This window comes from Arthrobacter sp. 05T420 (genome assembly GCF_056396305.1).
Genome location: NZ_JBFTLG010000008.1, coordinates 95,933 through 109,934 on the forward strand (window position 1 = coordinate 95,933; position 14,002 = coordinate 109,934).

Sequence of the window (14,002 nt, forward strand, 5' to 3'; positions counted from 1 at the left end):
GCTAGACGGTTTGCTCAAAGCGGCGGTTTAGGGCAGTCAGTTCAGGGCAGTTCCGGTGCGACGGCGGCTCTGCCTTTGCTGCTCTGTTTGGGGACGTTCCGGTAGGGTCGCCGCCCGGATCAGCGGCGGCGCGTGCTGGTGCGCTCTACCAATTTGGTGTCCAGCAGATGGTTCGACGGCGGACTGGCAAGCGGCGGATTGGGAAGTCCCGAGCGATGAAGTCTTTCAATCAGCAGGTTGGCCGCGAGAGCGCCTTGGTCGGCCACAGGCTGGGCCATAGTACTCAGGCCCAGGAACCAACTCATCTGATGATCGTCTATTCCTATGATGGACACGTTTTCCGGCGCTGACAAACCGAGCTCCCGTAGTGCCATGAGCGCGCCGAAGGCTGTCTCGTCGCAACCGGCGAAAACCGCGGACGGCATTTTGCGGTTTTCTGCGAGCTCTGCCATGGCCAGCCGGCCGCCTTCGATGCTCGAGCCAGCGTCGATCACGAGGCCCGGATCTACCCCGAGGCCGTGGCCGGCCAGGGCCTCTTCGAAGCCCCGCCGCCGCTCGCTGGCGGTCACGAGGGAGGGTGCACCGGTTTCGCTGCCGGCGAGGATCGCGATGTCCCGGTGGCCCAGTTCCAGCAGGTGGTTCGTGGCGGCGCGGGCGGCCTCCGCGTTGTCAATACCCACGTTGTCCCACGGCACGCCGTGCATCCCGACGCTGGCCACGGCGAGGCCCGACGCGGCGAGGGCGGCCAATTCGGCCTTACTGAGGCCGATGTTGAGCAGCAGCACGCCGTCCACGCGCTGGGCCAGGGCCGCGAGGTCGCCGAAGAGCTTCTGCTGCACGCTGGGCCGGTTCCGGAGGCTGATCAGGACGGTGTCGTAGCCGCTGTCCGCGAAGACTTCCTCGGCCGCTTCCACCGCGCGGGCAAAGAACCATGCTGTGGCAGTCGGGGCGATGATGGCCACGGACCCGGTGTTGCCGCCGGCCAGCCTGGATGCTGCCGACGAGGCCTTGTAGCCCAGCTGGGCCGCCGCGTCGCCGACCCTTGCCTTGGCTTGCGCGGAGACGTTGGGAAGCTGCCGGAGTGCACGGGAGACAGTGCAGATGGAGAGCCCGGAGAGCGCGGCGACGTCCTGGATTCTCACGCGCGGGGTTTTGGCCTGCGGCACGGGCTCAGCCCTTTCTCCCCCCGAAGTAGTGGGCCCGGTGTTCATGGCCGAGGTCGATTGTAAGCGCTTACAAATTTGGCATGCAAGTGGATGGTCCCATGTCGGGCGAGTGTTTGGCCGCGCGTTCGGACGGCATCTGGTCAGTGGCTGGTCAGTGGCCGCCCGGCGGAGGCCCGGCGGCCGCTCTGGATCTGGTCAGCGCAGGACGTAGTGCCGCAGGAAGGCGCTGACGTCCACCAGTTCGGCCTTCGAAATCGAATGGCCCATGCCGGGGTAGGTCCGGGCCGTGAGCTGCGTGTTCCGGTCCAGCCACTCCTCGGTGTGTTCGGCAGCGGCGTCGTTAATCACGACGTCGGCCCTGTCCCTGCCCCAAAAGAATGGCGGCCGGGAGGTGAAGGACTCACTCATGGTCAGGAGCTCGTTGTCCAGGACAAAGCCCGAGAGTCCGACCACCGCGCGGAACTGGTCCGGCCGGAGCCGTAGAAGCGTGCTGGCCATGGCCATGCCCTGCGAAAATCCGAACAGGCTGACGCTGCTGTGCCGGGACTTGACGGACTCGATCCAGGCGAAGACACCGTTCGTGGAGGCGATGACGTCGGCAAAGTCGTGGGTGAGGAAGTAGTCCAGCAGGAACCAGCCGTGGTGGTCGCCGATGTCCTTGGGGCCGCGCAGCGCGGCGCAAGTGAACTCCGGCGGCAGGGAACTGAACAGCTTGGACATCCGGGACTCGTCCGTGCCATAGCCGTGCAGCATCACAAGCAGCGGCGTGCCAGCGCGCTCGTGTTCGGGTCGTGACCAGACGACAGTCTCCATGGGCTCAGCCTATCCAGAGCGGGCGCTTCCTCGGCCAGCATTCCTGGCACTGGCACGGCGGCATTGCACTCAGGGCCGGCCTCCTGCGCCGGCCGTCGGCTCCGCCGCGGAATCGGAGACCTACTCTGGGACCCGCGGCGCGCCCGTGGGAAACCGGGGCGGACGTCCTAGCACGGGCCGGATGCCGGAACCTGGTGCGGAAATATCCCGGCCGGACCGAGGGGGATTTCATTGAAACGGCAGGGTCGGGGTTGTAGCGTGACGCTGGACAGCATGCTTAGCATCACCCATCCGTCCCCCGGGACACCAAGGAGCACGTCATGAGAATCGGTTCCGCAATCTTCCTCATTGCCATCGGCGCCGTCCTTGCCTGGGCGGTTGCCCCGGGGCTGATCCCCAACGTGAACCAGGCCATGATCGGTTACATCCTGATGGCGGTCGGCGTTATTGGACTCATCGCCTCCCTGGTCCTCGCCTCCCCCGGACGCGGCCGCTCGCGCCGGGTCAGCGAAAGCCGCACGGTTGTTGACCCCAACACCGGCGAGACCATCACACGCAATGAGAGCCGCGACGCGAGCCTCTAAGCTCCGCCCACGCCCCCTTCGCGGCGTGGAATCCAACGTCCCGGAAGCCGGGCCGGGCCTTGAGGTCAGGCCCGGCTTCTGCCACTTATGCCGCACGCCCCACGCGGAGCACATGCCCAGCCCCCCGGAGCGGACCATGGACATAACCCCGACCCGCCCATCCCCTGGCCCCACCACTGGACATGTCCCCCCGGCACCCGGCCCGACCCCTCCGCGCGCGCGGAGCACATGCCCAGCCCCCGGAGCGGACCATGGACATAACCCCGACCCGCCCATCCCCCGGCCCCACCACTGGACATGTCCCCCCGGCACCCGCCCGCAGCCACCCCAACCAAGGGACATGTCCCCCGAAACTTACCCATTTTCTGCGTTCATGTGGTTTTTCATTGACAAACCCACATGAACGAAGATAAAGTCAAACAATTCCACTTCATGTGACGGGAGTCACCGAAGCGGCGACAGCGGGTTCGGCATTTCAAAGGCCCGGAAAGAACAGAAGCCAAGACCGGCGCAGTACGCAATGGAGGGTAAGTGTTTGCCGAAGAACGCCAGCAGCTGATCGTGGGGCTCATCTACGCCAGCGGCCGGGCCAGTGTCACAGACCTGGCCGAGCGCTTCAGCATCACCACCGAAACCGTCCGAAGGGACCTCGCCGCGCTGGAAACCGCCGGCAGTGTCCGCCGGGTGCACGGCGGCGCTGTCTCCCCGGACCGCTTCAGCACCACGGAGGAAAGCGTTCTCGAACGGACTGTCCAGCGCCAGTCCGAGAAGACCCGGATCGCCGAGGCCGCCCTTGCCCTCATGCCCCCGGGCCTCACCGGCAGCATCCTGATCGACGCTGGCTCCACCACAGAAGCCCTCGCCGAACTCCTGTCCGCCCGGGCCGCCGCAGCAGCCGCCGCCGGCAACCTGCCCGGCCCTGGGTCCGACGCCGAACTCGTCGTCATCACGCACTCCCTTCCCATCGCGTCCAGGCTGTCCGGCGAACCCGGCATCGCCCTGCATCTGCTCGGCGGCAAAGTCCGCGGCCTGACGCAGGCCGCCGTCGGCCAGTCCACGGTGGAGGCCGCCCGCCGGATCCGCCCGGACATCGCCTTCATCGGCACCAACGGCATCCATGCAGCCTTCGGGCTGAGCACACCCGATCCTGAAGAAGCCGCGGTCAAGGCTGCCTTCGTCCAATCAGCGCGCCGCATTGTGGTGCTGGCTGATTCCTCCAAGCTGGACGCGGAGACGCTGGTCCAGTTCGCCTCGTTGAAAGATCTGGACACCGTGATCACAGACACCCAACCCAGCCGGGAACTCGCGGACGCCCTTGCGGAAGCCGGAGTGGAGGTGGTGGTCGCGTGATTGTCACCCTTACCGCCAACCCCAGCCTGGACCGCACCGTGGCGCTGCCCGGCCCCCTCCTCCGCGGAGAAGTCCAGCGGGCCATTTCCGTCCGCCAGGAATCGGGGGGCAAGGGAGTCAACGTCTCCCGCGCCCTCGTTGCCTCGGGGCTCAAGACAGTCGCCGTCCTCCCCGGCGCCGAGGCCGACCCTGTCCTCGCAGGCCTGCGGGAGACCGACGTTCCGTTCGCGGCCCTCCCGATTGACGAGCCGCTGCGCAGCAATGTGGCCCTCACCGAGCCCGGCGGCGTCACCACCAAGATCAATGAACCCGGACCGGTCCTGAGCGCGGATCAGCAGGAGGCCCTGATCAGCCTGCTGCTGGACCACGCCCGCGGCGCCGCCTGGGTAGTCCTGGCCGGCTCGCTCCCACCAGGGGTTCCAGCCGACTTCTACGCGACCGTCACCCGGCGGCTGCGTTCCCTGTTCGACGGCGAGGCCGCACCTCGGGTCGCCGTCGATTCATCTGGCGAACCCCTCGCCGCAGCGGTCTCCGGCGACACCTCGGGAAAACCGGACCTCTTGAAACCCAACGCCGAGGAACTGGTGGAACTGGCTGCCGCAGCAGGTTTCGCCACGAACAAGTCCGCCGAGGAGCTCGAAGCGGACCCGGAGGCTGCAGCAGCGGCCGCCGCCGCCGTCGTGCGCTCCGGAGTGGGTGCCGTACTGGCCACCCTCGGTTCCAAGGGTGCCGTTCTTGCGACGGCCGACGGCGCGTGGCTGGCCACGCATCCGCCGGTCACCGCGGTCAGCACTGTCGGCGCCGGCGATTCCTCGCTGGCCGGATACCTGCTCGCATCCAGCCAGGGCGCCGCCCCGGTCGATTGCCTCCGTCAGGCGGTGGCCCATGGTGCCGCCGCCGCTTCCCTGCCTGGCTCCACTGTCCCGGCAGTCAACCAAACCACCCCTGATGCCGTAACCATCACGGCCCTCCGGAAGGATTGACAGTGACACAGCTCATTACTACCGAACTGGTCGAGCTCGACCAGAATCTGGGCAACTCGCCCGAGGACGTGATCCGGCATCTGGCAGGCAGAGTTGCCGCCACCGGACGCGCCACCGAGGCCGAAGGCCTCTTTGCCGACGCCTTTGCCCGGGAATCCAAGACCGCCACGGGCGTCCCTGGCGGCATCGCGATCCCGCACTGCCGCTCGACGGCGGTCACCGAGCCCACCCTGGCGATGGCGCGGCTGTCCCAGCCGGTGGACTTCGGTGCCAAGGACGGCCCTGCGGACATCATCTTCTTCATCGCCGCTCCTGAGGGCGCGGACCAGGACCACTTGAAGCTGCTTTCGAAGCTGGCACGGTCGCTGATCAAGAAGGACTTCACGGCCAGCCTGCGCGCCGCGACCTCCCAGGCGGAGATCGTCGAGCTCGTCGATGGCGCACTGGCGGACAAGCCGGCGGCCCATACCCCGGCCGAGGCGACCGGCGCAGCTTCCGCGGCCGCCGCCTCAGCCGCTGCCGGCGCCGGTGAAGGTGCGGGCGCAGCGAAGGCCAAGGGGCCCAAGCGCCTCGTCGCCGTTACTGCCTGCCCCACCGGCATTGCCCACACCTACATGGCCGCCGACTCGCTCGTTGCAGCGGCCAAGGAGGTCGGCGTGGACCTGCAGGTGGAAACCCAGGGGTCCTCCGGAGCCAAGGCACTTGACCCCGCCGTGATCGCCGCCGCGGATGCCGTGATCTTCGCCGTGGACGTAGACGTGCGCGGCAAGGAGCGCTTCGCCGGCATGCCGGTGATCAACGCGCCGGTCAAGCGGGGCATCGACGAGCCGGACAAGATGGTAGCGGAAGCACTCGCCGCCGCAGACAACCCCCATGCCCGCCGCGTGCCGCACTTCGGCGCCGAGGAGCAGGCCGAACACGAGGCCGAGGAAAAGGGCGAGCACCTTGGCACAAAGCTGAAGAAGGCCCTCCTGACCGGCGTCAGCTACATGATTCCGTTCGTGGCGGGCGGCGGTCTGCTGATCGCCCTCGGCTTCCTGTTGGGCGGCTACGACATCACCGCCTTCGCGGACAAGATCCTGGCGGAGAACAGCCTCTTCAACTTGCCCACCGCGTACCCGGAACTGGCGTGGGGCCCGCTGGGTGCCTACCTGGGGGCCGTGCTCTTCAAGATCGGCGCCCTGTCCCTGGGCTTCCTTGTGCCCGCGCTGGCCGGCTACATCGCCTACGCCATCGCTGACCGGCCGGGCATCGCCCCGGGCTTCGTTTCCGGCGCCGTTGCCGTCTTCATGGGTGCAGGCTTCCTCGGCGGCATCGTGGGCGGCCTGATCGCCGGCTACGTGGCGCATTCCATCGGCAAGCTCAACGTGGCCCGCTGGCTGCGCGGCCTGATGCCGGTGGTCATTATCCCGCTCGTGGCGTCGCTTGCGGCTTCCGGCCTGCTGTTCGTGTTCCTGGGCGCCTACATCGCCCGGGTCACCGTCGGGCTCAACGAATTCTTGTCCGGCCTTACCGGTGCCAGCGCCGTCGCACTTGGCATCATCCTGGGCCTGATGATGTGCTTCGACCTCGGCGGTCCGGTCAACAAGGTTGCCTACTCCTTCGCCGTCGCTGGCCTGAGCGCCGCCTCCATCACCAACCAGGCTCCGTGGCAGATCATGGCGGCCGTCATGGCCGCCGGCATGGTCCCGCCGCTGGCCATGGCGCTGGCTGCGACCGTGCTGAACAAGAAGCTCTTCAGCCTGGCGGAACAGGAAAACGGCAAGGCCGCATGGCTGCTGGGAGCCTCCTTCATCACCGAAGGCGCCATCCCCTTCGCGGCCGCGGACCCGCTGCGCGTCATCCCCGCCAGCATGCTCGGCGGCGCCGTAACCGGTGCCATCTCGATGGCGGCAGGCGTGGGGTCGAAGGCCCCGCACGGCGGAATCTTCGTCTTCTTCGCGATCGATCCCTTCTTGATGTTCGTCGTCGCGATTGCGGCCGGTACGGTCGTAAGTGCCTTCGCCGTGATTGCGCTCAAGCGCTGGGCAGTCAAGAAGCCGGTTGGTACGGTGGAAACGGTTCCCGTAGCCGCCTGAACCAGTGCACGATTTTCCAAGCAGATACTCACAGCTGATGAATACCCAAGCTGACTTCAAGGAGCAGAAATGACCGAACGTAACGCCACCATTGCCAGCCGCGTTGGGCTGCATGCCCGTCCGGCCGCCATCTTCGCCGAGGCTGCAGGCGAGTTCGACAACCTCGAGATCACGATTGCCCGCCTGGGCGAGCCGGAGGACGAGGCCATGGACGCCGCCAGCATCCTGTCGCTGATGAGCCTGGGCGCCTCCCACGGCGAGGTTGTGGTGTTGCGTGCCGAGGGTGAAGGCGCCGACGCGGCACTGGACCGCCTCGTGCAGATCCTTGAGACGGATCACGACGCCGAATAGCCTCACCTTCCGGCCCCGCGCCGGAACACGGCAGCACCAGAAGGCCCGGCCGCCCCCGAGTAAGGGGCCGGCCGGGCCTTCGCGTTTTCCACCGCCTAGTTCAATGGCAACGCGGGGTCACCTACGGCCCATTCCGTTGGGGAACATGGGCGCCAAGTGACCCCGCGTTGCTCTGGCGGCGGCCTGTCAGTGACCGCTTTTTGTCAGTGACCTTAGTAAGTGCTTGTCACCGCCCTGCGGCGCGGCTAGTTTGGAATCCCCGGCGGCACCGTCCGCGCGCCGCCGCCCAAGTGGTTCCCGGCCGAAGGAGATGACCTCGCAGCCATGCCAACGACGAAGGGCGAGCCCCGCGGCTCAGAAAGCCCCAGCATCAAGGACCCCGAGCTCTACGAGAAGCTGGTAGAGGACGGCGCCTCCAAGCAAAAAGCCGCCAGGATCTCCAACGCCGCCGCCAAGCGGGGCCGTTCCTCAGTCGGCCGCAAGGGCGGCAAGGCCGGTGACTACGAGGACTGGACGGTGCCGCAGCTGAAGGAACGGGCCAAGGAGATCGGCCTCAAGGGCTACTCGGCCAAGAAGAAAAGCGAGCTCATTTCCGCCCTGCGGAACTCCTGATCAGGGTGGGCGACGGCGCCAGGCGACAGCCGGGCTCAGGCACCCTTTCGAGCCGCAGTCTTCGCGGCCGGCGCCTTGGAAGCCGCCGCAGTCTTGGGAGCCTCCGCGGTTTTGGAAGCTCCGGTCTTGGAAGCCGCCGCGGTCTTGGTGGACGCCGCCTTGCTTGCCGTGGACTTGCTGGCGGTGGACTTGGCCGCCGTCGTCTTGGCGGGCGCCTTCGGGGCAGCCTTGCCGGCGGATGCGGAGGCCTCGGCGGGAGCTTCCGCGGCCCCTCGCCCGCCGCCGCGCTTCTTCTCGATGCTGCGCTTGAGGGCTTCCATCAGGTCGATAACTTCGCCCTCGCCCGCCTCGGCCGGGGCACCGAAGGTCTCCTCCGTGTCCAGCGACTCCCCCTTGTCCAGCTTCGCCTCGATCAGCTGGCGCAGTTGCTCCTGGTATTCGTCCGTGAACTGGTCCGGCACAAAATCGGAGGCCATCGAATCAACCAGGGCGGCGGACATTTCGCGTTCCTGCGCGGAGATCCGGATGGAGGTCTCGAGTGCGGGAAAGCTGGCCTCGCGGACTTCGTCGGCCCACAGCAGCGACTGCAGCACCAGGACCTCGTCGCGAATCCTCAGCGCACCAAGCCGGGTCTTGTCCCGGAGCGCGAACTGCACAATTGCCACACGGTCCGTGTCCTCCAGGGCGCGCCGCAGCAGCACATAGGCCTTGGGCGACTTCGAGTCGGGTTCAAGGTAATAGCTTTTTTCAAACATCATGGGATCGAGCTGATCGACCGGAACGAACTGGACCACTTCGATTTCGTGGCTGTTTTCCGCCGGGATGGACTTCAGCTCGTCGCGGGTCAGGACCACCGTGCGGCCATCGTCCTCATACGCCTTGTCGATGTCCTCGTAGTCGATGACCTTGCTGCAGACCTCGCAACGGCGCTGGTAGCGGATCCTGCCGCCGTCGGCGTTGTGAACTTGGTGGAGACTGATGTCGTGGTCCTCAGTGGCGCTGTAGACCTTGACGGGCACGTTGACCAGCCCGAACGCTATTGCGCCTTTCCAGATGGCTCTCATGGATCAAGTGAACATCACAGTTGCGCGGAGGTGAAGGGTTTTGCCCAACGGTAAGGAACGCGTCCGGGTGGACGGACGCGAACTGGTGCTCACCAACCTGGAAAAAATCATGTACCCGGAGACGGGAACCACCAAGGCCGACGTCCTGGCCTACTACGCCGCCGTCGCGCCGGTGCTGATCCCCGCTGCCCGCAACCGGCCGGCCACGCGGAAGCGCTGGGTCCACGGCGTCGGGACCGCCGACGCCCCCGGGGAAATGTTTTTCCAGAAGAACCTGGACCATTCAACGCCAGGCTGGGTGCCCCGCGCCGCCATCACGCACAAGGACCGGACCATCCAATATCCCTTGGTCAATGATCCCGCCACGCTCACCTGGCTGGCCCAGATCGCAGCCCTGGAGATCCACGTGCCTCAGTGGCGGGTGGACTCCCACGGCAACGCGCTGCCGCCCGACCGGCTGGTGCTGGACCTGGACCCCGGCGAGGGCGCTGGGCTGGAGGAGTGCGTGGAGGTGGCCAAGTTGGCCCGCACCATCTTGCAGGATGTGGGCCTGGACCCGGTGCCCGTGACGAGCGGCAGCAAGGGCATTCACCTCTACGCGCCTTTGGACGGGTCCCAGAGCTCGGACCAGATTTCCGACTTCGCCCGCGAACTGGCCCGCTCGCTCGAAGCAGACCACCCGGATCTGGCCGTCAGCGACATGAAAAAGACACTGCGTACCGGCAAGGTCCTGGTGGACTGGAGCCAGAACAACGCCGCCAAGACCACTATCGTGCCGTATTCGCTGCGCGGCCGGCTCCGGCCCACAGTGGCCGCACCGCGCACGTGGCGCGAACTCAGCGCCCCTTCACTGCACCACTTGGACTTCCAGGAGGTGATGAAGCGCGTCGCAGCCGGCAAGGATCCGTTCGCTCTGGTCTCCGGCGGCCGGCACGACGCCGGAGCCGAGGCAGCCCACGCGGCGGTCAGCAGCCCCAGCGGACGGGCTGAAATGCCGCCCGAGCTGGCCGGCGACGGCGGCGACACCGACCCGCGGCTGGAAAAGTACCGGACCAAACGGGACAGGGCAGGAACGCCAGAGCCCTTCACCGCGGAGCGGCACCACGCCGACGGCGACGGCGGCGGGACACGGCAGGAGAAGTTCGTCATCCAGGAGCACCACGCCAGGCGGCTGCACTACGACTTCCGGCTCGAACGCGACGGCGTGCTCGTGTCCTGGGCACTGCCCAAGGGCGTCCCGACCAGCAAGGCAAAAAACCACCTCGCGGTCCAGACCGAAGACCACCCGATGGACTACGCGGACTTCGAAGGTGACATTCCCCAAGGCCAGTACGGCGCCGGGGTCGTCAGCATCTGGGACAGCGGATACTACGAATGCGAAAAGTGGATCGCCGGCAAGGAAGTCATTGCCACGCTGACCGGGGCAGAGGGCGGCGGCCTCGGCGGGACCCGCAGGTTCGCCCTGATCCACACCGGCCAGGCCAACGACCAATGGCTCATCCACCTGATGGACCCGGCCGGCCCGAAAGACTCCCCGGCCGGGCGGCGCCCCTCCGGCACAGAAGACGACGAGGACGACGTCGGCGGCAGCGGAAGCGAGGACGGCGGCCGCCAAGTCGAAAGCGAAAGCCAGGACCAGGGCCAGGTCGACGGCGGACCGGAAACCGATACACGCCACGAACCAGCCCCCGACGCCTCCGCGTTCAGCCCGATGCTGGCCACGTCCGGGACCCTGGCGGACCTCCCGGACCTGGACTGGCAGATCGAGCTCAAGTGGGACGGGGTGCGGGCCCTGGTCATCGGCGATGCCACCAGGATCCGGCTCATTAGCCGCAACGGCATCGACATGTCCCTGAGCTACCCCGAACTAACGGACCGGTCCCACTGGCCGGAACAGGACTTCGTCGCCGACGGCGAGATCATTGCCGTCGGGCGCTCCGGCCGGCCCGACTTCGGCCTGCTGCAGGGCCGGATGAAACTCACCAAGTCCGCGGACGTCAGCAAAGCGCGGGCATCGACGCCCGTGCGGCTGATGCTGTTTGATCTGCTCTTCGACGCCGGCAAGGATCTGCGGCGCCTGCCGCTGAGTGAGCGCCGCCGCGGGCTGGAGCAGTTCTTCCGCCCTTCCGCCGGCCCGGTGGAACTCTCGGGCGTGATCGACGGCGACGCCGAGCACATCCTCGAGAGCGTCGCCGAACTGGGGCTGGAGGGTGTCATGGCCAAGCGCACGGACGGGCGCTACGTCGGCCAGCGCAGCCGGTCCTGGCTCAAGCTCAAGGTTGAACGGACCCAGGAAGTGGTGGTGGGCGGCTGGCGGCCCGGAAAGGGCGGGCGCCGGGAATCCGTGGGCTCGCTGCTGCTGGGGATTCCGGACGGCGCCAAGCTGCGTTACGTCGGCCGGGTGGGGAGCGGCTTCAGCACCCGTGAACTCAAGGAACTCAGGCAACAACTGGACGCCCTGCCACGGAAGACCTCCCCGTTCCGGGACGTGCCGCACGCTGACGCCGCAGACGCCAACTGGGTGAGTGCAAAACTGGTGGGCGAGGTCACTTTCGGTGAATGGACCGGCAGCGGGAAACTCCGGCACCCGGTGTGGCGCGGCTGGCGCCTGGATAAGACGCCAGCCGACGTCGTGGTGGACCCTGCCGGCGGCACCTAGTTAAAGGACCGGTTGTGATGGGCTAGTCGTGGTGGGGCATCTGCGGGCGGCTCTGCCGGTGCATGGCTCCGGCGGCCATTTGCTGGCCTTGCCGCCCGCGGGCGGTATCGCGGTCCTTGGGGTGGCGCTGCTTGCCGCTTCCGTCCGGCCACTGCTGTCCCTGGCCCGGCCCGGGGGGAGCATGGTGCAGTGCCTCCGGTCCGGGGGCTTCAGCCATGGACTGCCCCAGGTGGCTCGCGACCTCGGGCTCGATTTCTTCTCCGAACTGATGATCCGCCATTGATCTTCCTTTCCGCTGAAATAACCGCTGTGAAATGAAGTGTCCATCAATCGTAGGACCGCACCGATGAGATGTCTGTAGTGGCTGTGGCGGGCCTCTCGTTTCGGCCCGATTCCCACCCAATAACCCGCGTTTGCGCGGGCCGGTGGGGAAAACTTTGGCCTCGGCGCCGCAGGGCTCGCCGGTTCCCAGTAACCGCGCGGTGAAACAGGGCAAAAGAAATTCGCCGATCGGGCCCAAATACCGCCGAAACTCGGGATGATACGGCACGAAACTCGGAAACTCCAGAGAAATCCCGTAAAATTGAAAGCCTGCCCAGAGCGGGGCAGCTACAAGTCGCAAGCAAATGATCTCCCTAGGAGCTTCCCAAATGCCCACAGACCGAAGCATGACCGACTCTTCAGCAGGCGTTATCAACGCCAGCGGAACCAACCAAGGCGCGCCCAAGGGTGTGAAGAAACCGAAGCTACGCCGCCGTCGACTCCGCGAGTCCGACGTCAACGTAGTCAACCAGCCGATGCTTAAGAAAGCACTCGGCGGCACCATCGTGGGTAACACCATGGAGTGGTACGACGTCGGCGTGTTCGGCTACCTGATCACCACCATGGGACCGGTGTTCCTGCCGGAGGCGGACAAGTCCGTCCAAACCCTGTTCCTGCTGGGAACTTTCGCCGCCACGTTCATCGCCCGCCCCCTCGGCGGAGTCGTGTTCGGCTGGCTTGGCGACAAGATCGGCCGCCAGAAGGTCCTTGCCGCGACCCTCATGATCATGGCCGCCAGCACCTTCGCCGTCGGGCTCCTGCCCGGTTACGCACAGATCGGCATCTGGGCCGCGGTCCTGCTGGTCCTGTTCAAAGTTATCCAGGGCTTCTCCACCGGTGGTGAATACGCCGGCGCCACGACCTTTGTGAGCGAGTACGCCCCTGACAAGCGCCGCGGATTCTTCGCCAGCTTCCTGGACATGGGCAGCTACCTCGGCTTCGCCCTTGGTGCAGCCCTCGTTTCGGTGCTGCAGCTGACCCTCGGCCAGGACACCATGGAGCAGTGGGGCTGGCGCATCCCGTTCCTCCTTGCCGGCCCGCTTGGCCTGATCGCCGTGTACTTCCGGAGCAAGATCGAGGAATCGCCGCAGTTCCAGGCAACCCTGGATGCCCAGGAGAACCTCGCCAAGGACGCAACCGCCTCGGACACCGCAGCCTCCAAGGGCCCGGTGGGCATCGTGAAGGCCTACTGGCGCTCCCTCATCGTCGCGATGGTCCTGGTAGCGGCAGCAAACACTGCCGGCTACGCACTGACCTCCTACATGCCGACGTACCTGACCGAGTCCAAGGGCTACGACGAGCTCCACGGCACATTGCTGACCATCCCCGTGCTGGTCATCATGAGCCTCTGCATCCCGCTGACCGGCAAGCTCTCTGACCGGATCGGCCGCCGCCCCGTGCTGTGGATCGGCGCCATCAGTACAGTAGTCCTCGCCACCCCGGCGTTCCTGCTGATCGGTATCGGCGAAATCTGGTCCACGTTGGCCGGCCTTTCGCTGATTGCTTTCCCGGTGACGTTCTACGTGGCCAACCTGGCTTCGGCCCTGCCGGCCCAGTTCCCGACGGCAAGCCGCTACGGCGCCATGGGCATCGCGTACAACTTCTCCGTGGCCATCTTCGGCGGCACCACGCCGTTCATCGTTGCCGCCCTGATCACCGCCACCGGCAACGACATGATGCCGGCCTACTACCTGATGGCCACCTCGGCGATCGGCGCAGTCGCGATCTACTTCCTCAAGGAATCGGCCCAGATGCCGCTGCCCGGCTCCATGCCGAGCGTGGACACCCAGGCTGAGGCCCGCGAACTGGTCGCGACGCAGGACGAGAACCCGCTGATCGACCTTGAGCACATGGACATGCCGATGGTCGCCCAGGCCGATTCCACCGCAGGGCGCGGGGAAGCCGGGAAACTCCCGACCCCAGCCTGAGACTGCCCGGTCCGACCGGACCCGGCAGCAGTAGTCCAGGCTACGTAGCTGACAGCCCCGCCCTTTGAGGCCTGTTCCGTATGCTTACCCGTT

The 14,002-nt window shown here is 66.7% G+C and carries 12 protein-coding genes; 8 read left to right on the forward strand and 4 right to left on the reverse strand.

Translation table 11 applies throughout. The features are described from left to right. Positions 1-119 precede the first annotated feature (119 nt). Positions 120-1,142 carry a LacI family DNA-binding transcriptional regulator gene (locus AC1DEM_RS09770; protein WP_476884172.1) on the reverse strand — a complete coding sequence of 341 codons (1,023 nt, stop codon included), beginning with the start codon at positions 1,140-1,142 and terminating at the stop codon, positions 120-122. Between the two features lie 219 nt (positions 1,143-1,361). Next, the gene (locus AC1DEM_RS09775) at positions 1,362-1,979 is read right to left on the reverse strand and encodes an alpha/beta hydrolase (protein WP_476884173.1); all 618 of its coding nucleotides are present in this window, start codon (positions 1,977-1,979) and stop codon (positions 1,362-1,364) included. 320 nt (positions 1,980-2,299) lie between these two features. On the opposite strand from AC1DEM_RS09775, the gene AC1DEM_RS09780 reads away from it, so the two are divergent. The 6 genes from AC1DEM_RS09780 to AC1DEM_RS09805 all read left to right on the forward strand — a co-directional run bounded on the left by AC1DEM_RS09780 (position 2,300) and on the right by AC1DEM_RS09805 (position 7,937). Then, positions 2,300-2,563, forward strand: coding sequence for a DUF6458 family protein (locus tag AC1DEM_RS09780; RefSeq protein ID WP_476884174.1), 264 nt, complete (start codon positions 2,300-2,302; stop codon positions 2,561-2,563). 531 nt (positions 2,564-3,094) lie between these two features. After that, a complete protein-coding gene (locus AC1DEM_RS09785) occupies positions 3,095-3,913 on the forward strand; it encodes a DeoR/GlpR family DNA-binding transcription regulator (RefSeq protein ID WP_476884175.1) in 819 nt (272 codons plus the stop codon). Next, complete coding sequence (locus AC1DEM_RS09790; protein WP_476884176.1) at positions 3,910-4,896, forward strand: 1-phosphofructokinase family hexose kinase; 987 nt, start codon at positions 3,910-3,912, stop codon at positions 4,894-4,896. Before AC1DEM_RS09785 ends, AC1DEM_RS09790 begins: the two co-directional genes overlap by 4 nt. A gap of 2 nt (positions 4,897-4,898) precedes the next feature. After that, entirely contained in the window at positions 4,899-6,974 is a 2,076-nt protein-coding gene (locus AC1DEM_RS09795; RefSeq protein ID WP_476884177.1) for a PTS fructose transporter subunit IIABC, read from the forward strand. A 69-nt stretch (positions 6,975-7,043) separates the two neighbouring features. Then, positions 7,044-7,325, forward strand: a complete 282-nt coding sequence (locus tag AC1DEM_RS09800) for an HPr family phosphocarrier protein (RefSeq protein WP_018774864.1) — start codon at positions 7,044-7,046, stop codon at positions 7,323-7,325. A gap of 324 nt (positions 7,326-7,649) precedes the next feature. Next, positions 7,650-7,937 carry a DUF7218 family protein gene (locus tag AC1DEM_RS09805; RefSeq protein WP_476884178.1) on the forward strand — a complete coding sequence of 96 codons (288 nt, stop codon included), beginning with the start codon at positions 7,650-7,652 and terminating at the stop codon, positions 7,935-7,937. 35 nt (positions 7,938-7,972) lie between these two features. On the opposite strand, the gene ku is transcribed toward AC1DEM_RS09805, so the two are convergent. Further along, positions 7,973-9,001 (reverse strand): non-homologous end joining protein Ku, encoded by a 1,029-nt coding sequence (ku, locus tag AC1DEM_RS09810; RefSeq protein WP_476884179.1) that lies wholly within the window; start codon positions 8,999-9,001, stop codon positions 7,973-7,975. Between the two features lie 109 nt (positions 9,002-9,110). Here ku and AC1DEM_RS09815 point away from each other — a divergent pair, with 109 nt between their 5' ends. Continuing rightward, complete coding sequence (locus AC1DEM_RS09815) at positions 9,111-11,660, forward strand: ATP-dependent DNA ligase (RefSeq protein WP_476884246.1); 2,550 nt, start codon at positions 9,111-9,113, stop codon at positions 11,658-11,660. Between the two features lie 22 nt (positions 11,661-11,682). On the opposite strand, the gene AC1DEM_RS09820 is transcribed toward AC1DEM_RS09815, so the two are convergent. After that, complete coding sequence (locus tag AC1DEM_RS09820; protein ID WP_476884180.1) at positions 11,683-11,940, reverse strand: hypothetical protein; 258 nt, start codon at positions 11,938-11,940, stop codon at positions 11,683-11,685. A gap of 370 nt (positions 11,941-12,310) precedes the next feature. Here AC1DEM_RS09820 and AC1DEM_RS09825 point away from each other — a divergent pair, with 370 nt between their 5' ends. Continuing rightward, positions 12,311-13,909: an MFS transporter gene (locus AC1DEM_RS09825; protein WP_476884181.1), complete on the forward strand. Its 1,599-nt coding sequence runs from the start codon at positions 12,311-12,313 to the stop codon at positions 13,907-13,909. Positions 13,910-14,002 lie beyond the last annotated feature (93 nt).